The sequence below is a fragment of the Mesorhizobium sp. M2A.F.Ca.ET.046.03.2.1 genome (genome assembly GCF_003952425.1).
In the GTDB taxonomy this organism is placed as follows: Bacteria; Pseudomonadota; Alphaproteobacteria; order Rhizobiales; family Rhizobiaceae; genus Mesorhizobium.
The window spans coordinates 5,548,075-5,563,937 of sequence record NZ_CP034449.1 but is presented as its reverse complement, the minus strand read 5'-3'; the positions used below and the strand labels follow the sequence as shown (position 1 = coordinate 5,563,937).

Sequence of the window (15,863 nt, the reverse complement as noted above, 5' to 3'; positions counted from 1 at the left end):
ATTAAAAACTGTCTCTCAACCACTGACTCATGCGATGCAGTCTTCCGCCCGTTCCGGTCATCCTGAAACCGGAAAGTCCTTTCGCCGAATGGCTCTCGAAGCTCGCCATCTGCGGGTAGATCATCAATCCGACCGGGGTCGAGAACGCCGGTCCCTTGGCCGCCTCCGGCAGGCCCGCCACGCCGAGCGGACGGCCGATGCGCACATTGCGCCCGAGAATGCGGCGCGCCGCTTCCGGCAGGCCGGCGAGCTGGCTGGCGCCTCCGGTGAGCACGACGCGTTTTCCCACGGCATTGCCGTAGCCGGACTTGTTCAGCCGGTCGCGCAAAAGCTCGAGCGTCTCGTCGATGCGCGCACGGATGATGCGCGTCATCACCGAGCGCGGTATCTGCGACGGCACATCGCCCTCCTCGCCGATCGGCTGGATCGAGACGAGGTCGCGGTCGTCGGCGCTTCCGGGCAGCGCCGAGCCATGCATCACCTTCAGCCGCTCCGCGGCGTCGAGCGAAGTCGACAGGCCCTTGGCCATGTCGAGCGTCACATGGTTGCCGCCGATGGCGATGGCGTCGCCATGGATGAACTTGCCTTCCGAGAAGACCGAGATGGTCGTCGTGCCGCCGCCCATATCGATGCAGGCGGCGCCCATTTCGAGTTCGTCGTCGACCAGCGAGGCAAGCCCGCTGGCATAGGGCGTCGCCACCATGCGCTCGACCGACAGATGCGAGCGGTTGATGCAAAGCTCGAGATTGCGCATCGGCGCCGCATCGCCCGTCAGCACATGCATGTCGACGCCGAGCGCATCGCCGACCATGCCGCGCGGGTCGCGCATGCCGCGCTCGCCGTCGAGCGAGAAGCCGACGGGCAGCGAATGGATCACTTCGCGCTCGGCCCTCAGCGCCTGCTTGGCGCCGGCGGCGAGCACGCGCTTGATGTCGACTTCCTCGACCTGATGACCACCGAGATTGATCGTCGCCGAAAAGGCTTCGCTCTTCAGCCGGCCCGCCGTCATGTTGACGATGAGGGAATCGACCGTGAGCCCGGCCATGCGCTCGGCGGCGTCGACGGCAAGCCGGATGGCATGCTCGGCGCGATCGAGGTCCACCACGACGCCGGACTTCACGCCCTGCGATTTCTGGTGGCCGATGCCGATCACCTGGATACGATGCGAGCGTCCGCGCAGAAGCTTGCCGTCCTCGTTCGGCTTGAGCTTCGCAACCACGCAGCAAACCTTGCTGGAACCGACGTCGAGCACCGTGAGTATGCCCGACCGGCGCGAAGAAGCGTCACCGCCGCCGCCAAGCCAGCTCATATCTTCGTCCCCGTCTTGCGCTTGGCCGGGTTCTTCGGCTTGTCGCTGAGCGCGGCTTCGCGCTGCGTGGCCGCCTCCGGCGAAAGCTCCACGACCAGCCGGTCGGGGAGCCGCATGTCGACGGCGGCGATGTCGCGCGTCAAAAGCCCGTTGTCGTGGTCGATCTTGACGAGTTCGGCGATCGCCCGGTCCTCGTCGTCTTCCGGCAGCTTGATCGTGATGCCGTTCTCAAGCCTCATGTCCCAGCGGCGCTCGCCGACACGGATATAACCTTTGACCCGCGCCGCAAGCTCGGGATAGCGCTTGATCTTGTCGAGGAAGGCCGGCGCCATGGCCGGCGCGCCGCTACCGATGATCAGCGGCAGCAGCGCCTGCTTGCCGCCCGAGAACGGCGCGATCACCTCGCCGGACCGCTCGATCACCGAAACCGATGTACCCTGCTGCCAGAGCGCAAAGGGCTCGCGCTCCTCGATGCGCACTTCCAGCGTATGAGGGTAGATCTTGCGGACCGCCGCGCCCTCGACCCAAGGCAGCGTCGCGATGCGCTCGCGCGCGGCCTCGGCATCGAAGCCGATCAGCGATGTCCAGCCGTCGAGGCCGAGCCGGTCGAGCACGTCGATCTCGGACGTCTGACGATTGCCGACCACCTTGATCTGGTCGACGGCAAAGCCGGTGCGGGCAGTGATGCCCTGCACGACGCTGTCGGAGTAGCCGCCAAGAAAAGCGCCATAGGCGCTGCTCGACGCGATGAGCGCGGCGGAAAGGATCGCCGCCGAAAAGCGCGGCGCCTCATACTCGCCGCCGCACAGGCGCGCCAGCACGCGCACCGGCCGGCGAAGCTGGCGCGGCAAGACGAAACGGTCGAATGACAGCGGCACGCCGAACAGCGCGGGACCAGCCGCGTTGCCGCCATTACCCTGTCCCCACCTCAACGCAGACACGAAGCGTCCTCCACCATCCAACTCAACAAATCGCCGAACGAGTGTCCCGCTTGCGCGGCGATTTCGGGCACCAGAGACGTCGGCGTCATGCCCGGCTGAGTGTTGACCTCGAGCCAGACAACCTCGCCGTTTTCGGAGTGACGGTCGTCGTAACGGAAATCCGATCGGGAGACGCCCCGGCAACCAATGGCAAGATGAGCCTTGAGGGCCAGTGTCTGTATTTTTTGGTAAATATTCGGTGAAATTTTAGCAGGGATTTCGTGTTTTGATCCGCCCGGCACGTATTTTGAGTCGTAGTCGTAGAAGGAATGCCCGGTCGGAATGATCTCGCAGACGCCGAGCGCCACGTCGCCCATCACCGCGCAGGTCAATTCGCGCCCATGGATGTAGCGCTCGACCATGACGGTCTCGCCATATTGCCACTCGGTCGAGCCGATCACCTGCGGCGGATGCGACTGCCCTTCATGCACGATGACGACGCCGAAGCTCGATCCCTCATTGACCGGCTTGACCACGTAAGGCGGCTTCATCGGATGCGCATCCTTGACGGCGAAGCGATTGACCACCTTGGATTCCGCGACCGGAATGCCGGCCGCCTTGGCAACCTTCTTGGCCTGCTCCTTGTTCATGGCCAGCGCCGAAGCGAGCACGCCCGAATGAGTGTAGGGAATTGCGAGATATTCGAGAATTCCCTGGATGGTGCCGTCCTCGCCGAACGGGCCATGCAGCGCGTTGAAGGCGACGTCGGGCTTGAGCTCGGCAAGCACCGATCCAACATCGCGCGAAACATCGACGCGGGTGACCTGATAGCCTTCAGTCTCGAGCGCATCAGCACACGCCTTCCCCGAGGACAGAGACACGGGCCGCTCCGAGGAGAATCCACCGAGGAGAACAGCCACATGCTTCTTCTTCATTTCCCGTCATCCCCTCTCACGCCGGGCCTGCAACCGATATTCCCGCACCGCATTCCCGAGCATTGAGTCCGAGTCTTCCGGCAGGTTGCCCCCCCAGACGGAAAACGCGGCTGAACGCGTCGAACGACTCAAATCAGGAAACGCTTCAGGGCAGAGAATCAGAGAGTTGATTCGCTGGCAAGTGCCTATGATTCCGAGAGATTCACTTTCCGCGAAAACAGCCGAGAAAAGTGTGTTGTTGAGTCTTTGCAGCAACGGTTGAGGCCGCCGCGAAGCACCGAAGTTCAAGTAGTACTTGAACTTAACGAGTTCGCTGAGGTGCGTTGAGATTCAGGTCAGGCCGAGCCGGAGTCGAAGACGGGCGCGAAGCGACCAAACAAGGTGGCATCCGAGAACCGGAGCGGAGCGTACTAAAGTACGCGCAGGAAGCCGCCGTTTGCAGGCCGGCCTCACCTGAATATCAACGCACCTCAAAGGAGTTGCCCGAGAAACTCCTGCACCTCATGACCGGGCCGGAAATTGCCGAGGCGCTTGATCTCCCAGTGCAGCCGGATGCCGGAATTCTCGAGCACGCGCGCGCGCACCGTCTCGCCAAGATATTCGAGGTCATAGCCGGTCGCGGTGCCGGTGTTGATCATGAAGTTGCAATGCATCGGCGACATCTGCGCGCCGCCGATCATCAGCCCGCGGCAGCCGGCCTTGTCGATCTCCTTCCAGGCCGAGGTGCCTTCCGGATTCTTGAAGGTAGAGCCGCCGGTTTTCTCGCGGATCGGCTGCACCGTATCGCGATGGTTCTGCACGGCATCCATCGCCGCCTTGATCGCCGCCTTGTCTTCCGGAAACCCTTCGAAGATGGCTGAGGTGAAGATCAGTCCGGCGGGCGCGGACGAGTGGCGGTAGGCATAACCCATATCGGCATTGCTGAGCGTGTGGAGATTGCCCTTGCGATCCAGCGCCGTCACCTCCACCACGCGCTCCCGCGTCTCCACACCGTTGGCGCCCGCATTCATCCTGAGCGCGCCGCCAATGGCGCCGGGGATGCCATGGTAGAAATGGAAGCCGCCGATGCCGGCTTCACACGCCACGGCGGCGACACGCTTGTCAGGGGTTGCAGCACCCGCCTTGATCGTGGTCGGTCCGGTGGCCTCGGCCTCGCCAAAGCCCTTGGCCGAGAGCCTGACGACGAAACCGGGAATGCCGCCGTCGCGCACCAGGAGATTCGAGCCGACGCCGACCACCATGACCGGCACCTCTTCCGGCACGGCGCGCAGGAAGGCGGCGAGATCTTCCTCGTCGGCCGGCTGGAACAGCGCCTCCGCCAGGCCGCCGGCGCGGAACCAGGTGATCTTGTCCATCTCGGCGTTCGGCGTGATGCGGCCGCGCAGGCCCGAAAGCTTGTCGCCGAGCTTGTCGATGAGATCCTGGCCGCGCATCATGAGGGCGTCCCGCCAAGTTCCTTGGGCAGCGCGTAAGCCCATTGCGTTATGTTGCCGGCGCCGAGGAAGACGACGAAATCGCCGGGCTTGGCGAGCTCGCGAATGGCTGGGGCGATCGCCGCCGGGCCATCGATATAGCGCGCGTCGCGATGGCCGCCAGAACGGATGCGCGCAACCAGCGCATCCGAGGTCACGCCTTCGATAGGCTCCTCGCCTGCCGCATAGACCGGCGCGACCATCACCGTATCCGCGTCGTTGAAGCAGACGGAGAATTCGTTGAACAGATCGTGCAGCCTGGTGAAGCGATGCGGTTGCGCGATGGCAATCACGCGCCCTTTGGTGGCGCTGCGCGCAGCCTTCAGCACTGCCGCGATCTCCACCGGATGATGGCCGTAATCGTCGAACACCTCGACACCGTTCCACGAGCCGGTGTGTGTGAAGCGCCGCTTGACGCCGGCGAAGGACGACAGACCTTTCTTGATCGCGTCATCCGACAGGCCGAGCTCGTGCGCGACCGCGATCGCCGCCGTCGCGTTGGAGACGTTGTGCTTGCCGGGCATAGGCAGGCGCAGGCCGGTTATCGTCGCGGTGCCGCGCCCCTTGCGGTCGCGGATCAAGACGTCGAACTCCGAGATCGCGCCCAGCATGCGATGGTTGGTGAAGCGAACATCGGCCTGCGCGTTCTCGCCATAGGTGATGACGCGGCGGTCCTCGATGCGGCCGACCAGCGCCTGCACCTCCGGATGATCGGTGCACATCACGCCGAAGCCGTAGAACGGCACGTTCTCGACGAACTGGCGGAAGGCCTCGCGCACCTTGTCGAAGCTGCCATAATGGTCGAGATGCTCAGGATCGATATTGGTGACGACGGCGATGTCGGCCGGCAGTTTCAGGAAGGTGCCGTCGCTCTCATCCGCCTCGACCACCATCCACTCGCCGTCGCCCATGCGCGCATTGGTGCCGTAGGCGTTGATGATGCCGCCGTTGATGACGGTCGGATCGAGCCCGCCGGCCTCGAGCAGCGTCGCCACCATCGAGGTGGTCGTCGTCTTGCCATGCGTGCCGCCGATGGCGACCGCCTGGCGAAAGCGCATCAATTCGGCCAGCATCTCGGCCCGGCGCACGATCGGAAGCAACTTCTCCCGCGCAGCCCTCAGTTCCGGGTTGGATTTCTTGATCGCGGTCGAAACGACGACGACTTCGGCATCGCCGAGATTCTCGGCCTTGTGGCCGACGAAGCATTCGATGCCCTTGTCGCGCAACCGCTGCACATTGGCGCCGTCGGCCTGGTCGGAACCCTGCACCTTATAGCCGAGATTGTGCAGCACCTCGGCGATGCCACTCATGCCGATGCCGCCGATGCCGATGAAATGCACAAGGCCGATCGTCTGCGGCATCTTCATGCGCGCGTCCTCCTATAGTCCGAAACCGTTTTGCCGGACGCAATAGCCTCTGTCAGATCGGCGAGCAACCGCGCCGCGTTCGGTTTCCCGGCCGAACGGGCTGCGGCGGCCATGGCCGCCAGCCGGTCCGGGTCCTGCATCAGCCCGCCGATCAGCTGCGCAATCCGTTCGGCCGACAGCGTCGACTGCGGATGGAGCTCGGCGCCGCCGGCTGCGGCAAGGGCCGCGGCATTCGCCGCCTGATCGTGGTCGAGCGCGTGCGGATAAGGAACCAGCAGCGCCGGCCGGCCGATGACCGCGATCTCCGAAACCGTGGAGGCGCCGGAGCGCGACATCACCAGATGCGCCGCCGCCATGCGCGCCGCCATGTCGGTAAAGAAGGGCGAGACCTGGACGTCGACGCCGAGCTCGGCATAAGCCGCCTTCACCCGCGCCACATCCTCCGCGCGCGCCTGCTGCGTGATCACCAGGCGCTTGCGCAGGTCTTGCGGCAACAGCGCGACCGCCGCCGGAACCGCATCGGAAAAGAACTGCGCGCCCTGGCTGCCGCCGAACACCAGCAGGCGGAACGGCTCGCCTTCGTTCGATGCCGCATAGGGCGTCTTCGCTGCCTCGAGCACCTGCGGCCTCACCGGATTGCCGGTGGTCACCGTCTTTGCGCCGTCGGCGCTCGCGCCTTCCGGCAGGAAGCCGCCGGCAATCGCGTCGACGCGGCCGGCAAGCGCCTTGTTGGCACGACCCATGACGGCGTTCTGCTCGTGGATCAGCGTCGGCACCTTGCGCCTTGTCGCCGCATAGAGCGGCGGCAGCGTCGGATAGCCGCCGAAGCCGACGACCGCCTCCGGCTTGATCCGGGCGATGATCCGGCTTGCTTCGCGCACGCCCTGCCAGATCTTCCAGAACGCCGAGACCACGGCGACCGGATTTTTCGAGCCCAGCGTCGCCGACGGGACCGCATGGATGTCGGCGGCGGGAAACTGTCCGGAATAGCGCTCGGCGCGCCGGTCGGTGGCAAGATGCACCTTCCAGCCGCGTTCGATCAGCTCATGCGCGAGCGCCTCGGCCGGAAACAGGTGTCCGCCCGTTCCGCCGGCTGCAAGCAGGATGACTCCCTTCGCCATCCCGCCTCATTCCGCCGGGATTGCGCGCTGCGCGAGGACGAAGCCCATCTGCTTGCGCTTTTCCGGACGCTTGCGCGTCAATGCCAGCACCATGCCCATCGAGACGGCGATGGCGATCTGCGAGGAGCCGCCATAGGAGATGAAGGGCAGCGTCATGCCCTTGGCGGGCATCAGCTGCAGGTTGACGCACATGTTGATTGCCGACTGCAAGCCGAAGATGGTGACGAGACCGCCCACCGCGTAGCGGGTGAAATCGTCATGCTCCTTGAGCGCGATGCTCAGGCCGCGCAGCACGATGAAGGCGAAGATCGACATGATGAAGAAGCACATGATCAGGCCGAATTCCTCGCCCGCGACCGAGAACACGAAGTCGGTATGAGCATCCGGAACAATGCGCTTGACGGTTCCCTCACCCGGCCCAACGCCGAACCAGCTGCCGTTAATCAGCGCCTCGCGGCCCATATCGACCTGAAACGTATCGCCCTCGCCGGTCAGGAACTTGTTGATGCGCAAGGCAACGTGCGGGAACACCGTATAAGCGGCGAACAGGCCACTCGCACCGGTGATGCCGAGGGCTATGATCCACAGCCACGGCAGGCCGGCCATGAAGAACATAACGCCCCAGGTGCCGGTGACCAGCATGGTCTGGCCAAGATCGGGCTGGGCGACCAGAAGAGAAACCACGAGGACCAGAAGCAGGAGGGCGAACAGATTGCCGGGGATGTCGAGCTGGCGCTTATGCTCGGCAAACAGCCAGGCGCAGATGATGACGAAGGCCGGCTTCAGGAACTCGGACGGCTGGATGGACAGGCCGGCCAGCGACACCCAACGCCGCGCGCCCTTCACCTCGACACCGACGTAGAGCACTGCCACCATCAGCACCAGCATGACACAGATCAGCACCAGCGACATGCGCCTTATCTGCCTCGCCTGCAGGAAGGAGACCGCCAGCATCACGGCGAGCGCCGGGATGGTGAAGATGATCTGCCTGGTGGCGAAGTGAAAGCTGCTGAGGCCGATGCGTTCGGCCACCGCTGGGCTGGCGGCAAAGGACAACACGATACCCAGTCCCATCAGCGACAGGAACGCCGCCAGGAACCAGCGATCGATGGTCCACCACCAGGTGGCGACAGGACTTTTGTCGAGACGGCTTTGCATCAAAGTGGCCCTCCGATGGGTTTGACACCATCAATAGCAGTCGCAGCTTGCCTGAAGGCTTCGCCGCGAACTTCGAAATTCTTGAACTGGTCGAAACTGGCGCAGGCCGGCGAAAGCAGCACCACGGCCTCGCCGCCGGCGTCGCTCGCCGCGTCATGGGCGGCATGCTCGACCGCCGCCGCCAGCGTTCCCGATATCTCGTAGGGCACGGCTTCGCCGAGCGTCGCCGCGAAGGCGGGCGCCGCCTCGCCGATCAGATAGGCCTTGGCGATGCGCGGGAAGAAGCCGCGCAACGGCTCGATGCCGCCTTCCTTGGGCAGGCCGCCGGCAATCCAGTAGATGCGGCTGGGGAAGCTTGACAGCGCGGGAGCAGCCGCGTCGGCATTGGTCGCCTTGGAATCGTTGACGAACAGCACATGGCCCTTGCGGCCGACCTGTTCCATGCGGTGCGCCAGCCCGGGAAAGCTTTCGAGCCCTGCCTGGATTTCGCCGAGCTCGAGCCCGACCTTGAGGCAGGCAACGACGGCGGCCAGCGCATTCTGCGCATTATGCTGGCCACGCAGCGAGCCGATGCCCTCGAGGAAGGCGACGCGGCTGTAGCGGCCATGCACGGCTTCCATCAGATTGGTGCCGTCGGCGAAATAGCCGTCGGTCAAAGGCAGGCGCTTGGAAATGCGGGTGACCTGCCGCCCTGCCCGCTCCAGCCGGTCGGCGATCTGGGCGCCCCAGGAATCGTCGACGCCGACGATCGCGGTGTCTGAGCCGGCGACCAGCCTTTCCTTGATCGAGGCGTAATGCGCCATCGTGCCGTGCCGGTCGAGATGATCGGGCGTCAGGTTGAGCAGGATGCCGGCGGTGGGGTTGATCGAGGGCGCGAGGTCGATCTGGTAGGAGGAGCACTCCACCACATAGTGCCGCTTCGGTTCGGGCGGATCGAGCGTCATGATGGCGCGGCCGATATTACCGCCCATCTGCGTGTCGCGTCCCGCCGACTTCAATATATGCGCCGTCAGCGCCGTCGTCGTCGATTTGCCGTTGGTGCCGGTGATCGCGATGAAGGGTGCCGCCGGCGCGCGGGCGATGCGCTCGCGGCAGAACAGCTCGATATCGCCGATCACCTCGACGCCGGCGCCGCGCGCCAGCTCCACCGTCCAATGCGGCTTCGGATGCGTCAGCGGCACCCCTGGCGACAGCACGAAGGCGGCGAAGCGCGGCCAATCGGCGGCGCGCAGATCGCCCGTCGCGATGCCCGCGGCCGCTGCCTTGGCGACACTTTCAGGATTGTCGTCCCAGGCCAGCACCTCGGCACCGCCCGCGATCAGCGCATGCGCGGTGGCAATCCCCGAGCCGCCGAGCCCGAAGAGCGAAACGCGTTTGCCTGAGAAGGAAGCGGCGGGGATCAAGCGGGCTGGTCCTATCTGAGCTTGAGGGTGGAGAGGCCGACCAGCGCCAGGATGACGGCGATGATCCAGAAGCGGATCACCACCTGGCTTTCGGTCCAGCCGAGCTTTTCGAAATGGTGATGGATCGGCGCCATCAGGAAGACGCGCTTGCCGGTCATCTTGAAATAGCCGACCTGGATGATGACCGAGAAGATCTCGACCACGAACAGGCCGCCGACAATGACCAGCACGATCTCGTGCTTGGTGGCGACGGCGATGGTGCCGATCAGGCCGCCCATCGCCAGCGAGCCGGTGTCGCCCATGAAGATCGCGGCCGGCGGGGCATTGAACCAGAGGAAGCCGAGGCCGGCGCCGATCACCGCGCCGAGCACGACGGCGAGCTCGCCGGTGCCGGGAACGAAATGGATCTGCAGATATTCGGCGAAGACCGCGTTGCCCGAGAGATAGGCGATGACGCCGAAAGACGCCGCCGCGATCATGATCGGCACGATCGCCAGGCCGTCGAGACCGTCGGTCAGATTGACCGCATTGCCGGCGCCGACGATGACGAAGCAGGAGAACGGCACGAAGAACCAGCCGAGGTTGATCAGGAACTCCTTGGCGAAAGGGAAGGTCAGGGACGACGAGAAAGGCGCCTGGCCATTATGCATGATCACCCAGGCGGCGATGGCCGCGATGACGAATTCGATCGCCAGCCTCGCCTTGCCGGAGAAGCCCAGATGCGACTGCTTGGTGACCTTGAGATAGTCGTCGTAGAAGCCGATCGAGCCGAAGCCGACGGTGACCAGCAGCACAACCCAGACATAGATCGAGGATAGATTCGCCCATAAGAGCGACGAGCCGATGATGCCGGACAGGGTCATCAGCCCGCCCATGGTCGGTGTTCCAGCCTTCTTGAAATGCGTCTGCGGGCCGTCGGCGCGGATCGGCTGGCCCTTGCCTTGCCGCAGGCGCAGCGAATTGATGATCGTCGGCCCGAAGATGAAGACGATCAGCGCCGAGGTGATCAGCGCGCCGCCGGTGCGGAAGGTGATGTAGCGGAAGACGTTGAAGAACGAGATCTTGTCCGCGAAATCGACGAGCAGTGTGAACATGGTCCTTCCGTCCCCCGGAGCCGACCTCAAGTCGGTTCAATGTTTGTGGCTTCCGCCGGAAATTTGCCGAGCAATGCCTCGACCAGCTTTGAAAAGCCGATGCCTTTCGACGATTTGACCATCACCACGTCGCCGGGCCTGAGCGCAGCGATCACGATCGGCTTCAGTTCCTCGACGCCTGCCCGGTGCTCGGTCTGGACATCGGCCGGCAAAACCTCGGCCAGCGCCTGCATTTCCGGCCCGCCGAGAAAGACATTGCGCGTGCCTGTGCCGACGATCAGTTCGGCCAGCGCCGCATGGAGCTTCGCCGAATGGCCGCCAAGCTCCAGCATGTCACCCAGCACCGCGATGCGCCGGCCCTCCCCCGAGACGGGCGTAGCGTTGAGCAGCGCCATCGCCGCCGCCATCGACGCCGGATTGGCGTTGTAGCTCTCGTCGATCAGCGTGATCGGTCCATTTGGATGGCGCAGGACATGGCGCCGGCCACGCCCGCGTTCGGGCGACAGGTCGGCAAGCGCCGCCGCAACCTTGTCGAGATCGGCGCCGACGAGCTTGGCAGCACCCAGCACGGCCAATACATTCTGCACCATGTGGCGACCGGGAGCCCCGACACGCGCTGCAACATCCTGCTTGCCGATTTTGGCGGTGATGTCTGAGTGATCGGCGTAGAGCTCGCAGCCGGTCAGCCGGAAGGTTGAACGGGCATTCTCGCCGAAGCCGAAGACGTGCTCGACGCCGGCCTCCTTCGCCATCTTCTCAAGCAGCTTCCAGCGCTGGTCGTCACGATTGAGCAGCGCGGCGCCGTCGGGCTCCAAGCCCTCGAAGATCTCCGCCTTCGCCCTGGCGATCTCGTCCAGATTCTTGAAGAAGCCGAGATGGGCGGCGGCAATCATCGTCACGATGGCGACATGCGGCCTGACCATCCTGACCAGCGGCCTGATCTCGCCGGAATGGTTCATGCCGATCTCGAAGATCGCGAAGTCGCAGTCCTGCGGCATACGCGCCAGCGTCAGCGGCACGCCCCAATGATTGTTGAACGACTGCGCCGAGGCGTGCACCTTGCCGACCGCCGACAGCACATGGCGCAGCGCTTCTTTGGTGGTTGTCTTGCCGGCCGAGCCGGTGACCGCGATGATCCGGGCCTTCGAGCGGGCGCGGGCCGCCACACCGAGCTTCTCAAGGGCCGCAAGCACGTCCTGCACGACGATCATCGGCGCCGTCAGCCGGCCGAGCGAGGGCAGCTTGCCCTCGGCGACGACCAGCACGGCCGCTCCGGCCTTGACCGCGGCTGTCGCGAAATCATGGCCGTCCATCGCCTCGCCCTTGATGGCGAAGAAGGCGTTTCCCGGCTCCAGGCTGCGGCTGTCGATCGAAATACCGGTGATGCCCTCCGGCAGCGAGCCGATGGGCCTGCCTTCCATGGCTTCGACCAGCGCTTCCGACGTCCACAGCAGGTTCATGCGGCGCGCTCCTTCAGCGCATCGCGCACTTCCTCGTGGTCGGAGAAGTGGAAGGTCTGAGCGCCGATGGTCTGGCCTTCCTCATGCCCCTTGCCGGCGACGATAAGCGTATCGCCGGCGCGCAGCATCGCCACCGCCTCATGGATCGCCTTGCGGCGGTCGCCGATCTCGATGGCGCCGGGCGCCGCGGCGAGGATGGCCGCGCGGATGGTCTCGGGCACTTCCGTGCGCGGATTGTCGTCGGTGACGATGACGATGTCGGCGAGCCGCGTCGCGATCTCGCCCATGATCGGCCTTTTTCCCCGATCGCGGTCACCGCCGCAGCCGAACACCACGATGACGCGGCCCGTGGTGAAAGGTCGGACCGAGGTCAGCACGTTCTCCAGCGCGTCGGGCTTGTGGGCATAGTCGACATAGACAGGAGCGCCAGCGGCGGTGGCGCCGACGAGGTCGAGCCGGCCAGGCGCACCCTTCAATTTTTCCAGGGCGGCCAAAGCTTTATCCACCGGCGTTCCAGTCGCGATGGCAAGCCCCGCCGAGACCAGCGCGTTGGCGATCTGGAAATCGCCGGCCAAAGGCAGGTCGATCTCGTAGAGCACGGCGTCGGCCACGACCTCGGCGCGCTGGCGATGGCGCTCATGCTCCACCCGCTTCAGCGTCAGGAAATCGCCATGGCGGCCGACGGTCAGGACATTGAGACCCGCCGCCTTTGCGGCTTTGATCGTCGGCTCCGACCACGGGTCGTCGGCAAAGACGATCGCGGGCGCGCCCTTCGGCAGCAGCGTGTCGAACAGGCGCAGCTTGGCGCGGTGATAATCATCGACCGTCGGATGGTAGTCCATGTGGTCGCGACCGAGATTGGTGAAGGCGCCGGCCGCGAGCTTCACGCCGTCGAGACGACGCTGGTCGAGGCCGTGGCTCGAGGCTTCCATCGAGGCATGGGTCACGCCGGCATCCGCCAGTTCCTTGAGCAACCGGTGCAGCGCCACCGGGTCGGGCGTGGTCAGCGAGCCATATTCGTTGCGGCCGGGCGCCACCACACCGGTCGTGCCGATCGAGGCGGCGGCAAAGCCAGCCTGCTCCCAGATCTGGCGGGTGAAGGCGGCGACGGATGTCTTGCCGGCGGTGCCGGTGACGGCGACCATGTTCTCAGGCTGGCGGCCGAAGAAGCGGGCGGCGGCGAGCGCCAGCGCATGGCGCGGATCATCGACGGCAAGAACCGGGATCGACAGGCCGGAAACCGCCGCGCCCTTGCCTGTGACGATTGCGGCGGCACCCCGGCTGGCGGCATCGGCGGCATAGGCAGAGCCATCGGCCTTGCTGCCGGCAAGCGCAAAGAAGACGACGCCGGTCTTGACCGCGCGGGAATCGGAGGAAAGTCCGGTAACCTCCAGATCGCGGGAAGCTGTTCCCTCGACAGGCAGGATACCGGCTAGATCTTTTAGATGCATTGAGTCCCGTTCACTGCAACAAAATAGCGCGCAGTTGCCGGCGCGCCCCAAGAATCACTGATAGGAAACCAGCGTTGCACCATTTTCATGGCTGAAATCTGGCTTCACGCCAAGCATGGCCGCCGAGCGCCTGATAATATTGCCGGCGATAACCCCAGCATTGTTGGCGGCGACGTCCGTCATCCCGGGCTTTTCCGGATGCGGAGCGTCGGCGATCGTGAACACCAGAAATTGCGGATCGTCCATCGGGAAGGCGGCGACGAAGGTGTTGAAATTCAACTCCTTGGAGTAGCGGCCGTTGATGACCTTCTCGGCCGTTCCGGTCTTGCCGCCAACCCGGTAGCCGGGGGCCCTGGCGTTCCTGGCCGAGCCCTTCTCGGCATTGAGCGTATAGAGATAGCGCATGCCTTCGACCGTCTTGTCGCTGACCACTTTCTTGGCCACCGCCATCGCCTCCTGTTCGCTGCGGACCAGGAATGTCGGCTGGATCAGATAGCCCTGCATCAGCGCCGCGCAGCCGACGGCGGCTTGCAGCGGCGTCGTCGACACGCCATGGCCGAAGGCGATGGTGAACGAGTTGACCTGTTTCCAGACCTTGGGCTCGGTCGGGCGCGCGACCTCCGGCAGCTCGGTCTGCATCCTGTCGAGAATGCCGAGGCGGTGCAGGAATTCGCGGTGCCCCTCGATGCCGACAAGCTCTGCCTCCCTGGCCGAGCCGATGTTGGACGAATAGAGGAACACCTCCGGCAGCGACAGCACGCGGTTCTTGCCGTGGAAATCGTGAATGGCCTGATGGCCGACCCGGATCGGATGCGACGCGTCGAAGCGGCTGTTCATCGTCGCCTTGCCGGAATCGAGCGCCATCGCCGAGGTGAAGCTCTTGAAGGTCGAGCCCATCTCGTAGAGGCCCGCCGACATGCGGTTCAGCCGGTCCTTGTCCTGGGCATTGTACGGATTGTTCGGGTCGAAGTCCGGCACCGAGGCCATCGCCATCACTTCGCCCGTCTTGATGTTCAGCACGACGGCGCCGGCGCCCATGGCGCGATAGCGCTCCAGCCCGGCGGCGATCTCGTCGCGCACCACATGCTGGACGCGCAGATCAATCGAAAGCCTGACCGGCTTGAGGTCCTTGGCTATGGCAAGGCCCGACGCCTGCAGGTCGCTCAGCCCCTGCTCGTCGATATACTTCTCCATGCCGGAGATGCCCTGGTTGTCGATATTGGTCAGGCCGACGATATAGGACGAGGTCTCGCCGCTCGGATAGAAGCGGCGCTTTTCGGTGCGGAAGCCGAGGCCGGGAACGCCCAGCGCCATGATGTCGGCCTGCTGCTTCGGCGTCAGCTGGCGCTGCAGCCAGACGAAGCCGGCGCCGCTCTTGAGCTTGCGGTAGGTCTGCTCGTAGTCGATCTCCGGCAGCACGGTCGACAATTTCTCGATCGCTTCGTCGGCATCGACGATGCGCCGCGGCTCGGCAAACAGCGACGCGGTCTTGATGTCGGTCGCCAGCACTTCGCCGTTGCGGTCGACGATATCGGGACGCGACGCGGTGACCCTGCTCTGCGGGCCGTCGGACAGGTCCGGATTCTGCAGGCCGAGATAGACAAGCCTGCCGGCAATCGTGGAATAGAGGGTGAAGAACACCGCCATCGTCATGACGATGCGGGTCCTGGCCTTGCCGCCCGTTGCCTTGCGCGCGGCGTCGACGACGATTGAGCCGTCCTCGACGGTCTTCTTCCGGCGTTTCAGCAGGTCGCCGATCCTTGGAAGCCCGCTGATCATTGCACCGTGCTCCCCGTGACGACGGGGTCCTTGTCGTCCCCAGGTCCATTGCCGGAACTGTCGGCCATGCCGCCAAGCCGCTGAGAGGAAAGGTCCTCGATGGTCAGCGGTTTCACCGGAATGTCGTCAAGGCCACCGATCTGGCGTGCGCCGACCGGTTCGAGGCCCAGCTGGCTCTTGTAGACGTCGGCAAGCTTCTGCAGCCGCGACGGCTGGGTAAGCAGGCTCCAATCCGCCTTGAGAAGATCGATCGTGTCTTCCTCGTAGCGGATCTGCGCCTGGATCTTCTGCACGGACGCCAGTTGCTCCTCGGCCTCGCGCTTGGTCTTGTAGGTCAGGGCCGCGGCCGAGACCATGACGGCGATCAGGACTATGTCGCTGGTACGAAACACGT

13 protein-coding genes are annotated in these 15,863 nt (G+C 64.8%); all 13 read right to left on the bottom strand.

Translation table 11 applies throughout. The annotated features are described in order from the left end of the window. Nucleotide 1 precedes the first annotated feature (1 nt). Nucleotides 2-1,309, bottom strand: a complete 1,308-nt coding sequence (ftsA, locus tag EJ072_RS26455; protein WP_042637743.1) for a cell division protein FtsA — start codon at nt 1,307-1,309, stop codon at nt 2-4. Then, on the bottom strand, nt 1,306-2,250 hold the full coding sequence (locus EJ072_RS26450; protein ID WP_126082000.1) for a cell division protein FtsQ/DivIB: 945 nt from the start codon (nt 2,248-2,250) through the stop codon (nt 1,306-1,308). The genes ftsA and EJ072_RS26450 overlap by 4 nt, the downstream gene beginning before the upstream one ends. Continuing rightward, nucleotides 2,238-3,164 (bottom strand): D-alanine--D-alanine ligase, encoded by a 927-nt coding sequence (locus EJ072_RS26445; RefSeq protein WP_126081999.1) that lies wholly within the window; start codon nt 3,162-3,164, stop codon nt 2,238-2,240. Before EJ072_RS26445 ends, EJ072_RS26450 begins: the two co-directional genes overlap by 13 nt. Nucleotides 3,165-3,634: 470 nt before the next feature. Further along, nucleotides 3,635-4,600, bottom strand: coding sequence for a UDP-N-acetylmuramate dehydrogenase (gene murB, locus EJ072_RS26440; RefSeq protein WP_126081998.1), 966 nt, complete (start codon nt 4,598-4,600; stop codon nt 3,635-3,637). Beyond that, a complete protein-coding gene (gene murC / locus EJ072_RS26435) occupies nt 4,597-6,003 on the bottom strand; it encodes a UDP-N-acetylmuramate--L-alanine ligase (RefSeq protein ID WP_126081997.1) in 1,407 nt (468 codons plus the stop codon). The genes murB and murC overlap by 4 nt, the downstream gene beginning before the upstream one ends. Continuing rightward, nucleotides 6,000-7,124: an undecaprenyldiphospho-muramoylpentapeptide beta-N-acetylglucosaminyltransferase gene (gene murG, locus EJ072_RS26430; protein ID WP_126081996.1), complete on the bottom strand. Its 1,125-nt coding sequence runs from the start codon at nt 7,122-7,124 to the stop codon at nt 6,000-6,002. The genes murC and murG overlap by 4 nt, the downstream gene beginning before the upstream one ends. 6 nt (nt 7,125-7,130) lie before the next feature. Then, nucleotides 7,131-8,282: a putative lipid II flippase FtsW gene (gene ftsW, locus EJ072_RS26425; RefSeq protein ID WP_126081995.1), complete on the bottom strand. Its 1,152-nt coding sequence runs from the start codon at nt 8,280-8,282 to the stop codon at nt 7,131-7,133. Continuing rightward, nucleotides 8,282-9,685 (bottom strand): UDP-N-acetylmuramoyl-L-alanine--D-glutamate ligase, encoded by a 1,404-nt coding sequence (gene murD / locus EJ072_RS26420; RefSeq protein WP_126081994.1) that lies wholly within the window; start codon nt 9,683-9,685, stop codon nt 8,282-8,284. Before murD ends, ftsW begins: the two co-directional genes overlap by 1 nt. An 11-nt stretch (nt 9,686-9,696) precedes the next feature. After that, a complete protein-coding gene (gene mraY, locus EJ072_RS26415) occupies nt 9,697-10,779 on the bottom strand; it encodes a phospho-N-acetylmuramoyl-pentapeptide-transferase (protein ID WP_126081993.1) in 1,083 nt (360 codons plus the stop codon). 26 nt (nt 10,780-10,805) lie between these two features. Then, complete coding sequence (locus EJ072_RS26410) at nt 10,806-12,239, bottom strand: UDP-N-acetylmuramoylalanyl-D-glutamyl-2,6-diaminopimelate--D-alanyl-D-alanine ligase (protein WP_126081992.1); 1,434 nt, start codon at nt 12,237-12,239, stop codon at nt 10,806-10,808. After that, nucleotides 12,236-13,690 carry a UDP-N-acetylmuramoyl-L-alanyl-D-glutamate--2,6-diaminopimelate ligase gene (locus EJ072_RS26405; RefSeq protein WP_126081991.1) on the bottom strand — a complete coding sequence of 485 codons (1,455 nt, stop codon included), beginning with the start codon at nt 13,688-13,690 and terminating at the stop codon, nt 12,236-12,238. Before EJ072_RS26405 ends, EJ072_RS26410 begins: the two co-directional genes overlap by 4 nt. Nucleotides 13,691-13,744: 54 nt before the next feature. Continuing rightward, entirely contained in the window at nt 13,745-15,469 is a 1,725-nt protein-coding gene (locus EJ072_RS26400) for a penicillin-binding protein 2 (protein ID WP_126081990.1), read from the bottom strand. Then, entirely contained in the window at nt 15,466-15,861 is a 396-nt protein-coding gene (locus tag EJ072_RS26395) for a hypothetical protein (protein ID WP_126081989.1), read from the bottom strand. The genes EJ072_RS26400 and EJ072_RS26395 overlap by 4 nt, the downstream gene beginning before the upstream one ends. Nucleotides 15,862-15,863: the final 2 nt, after the last annotated feature.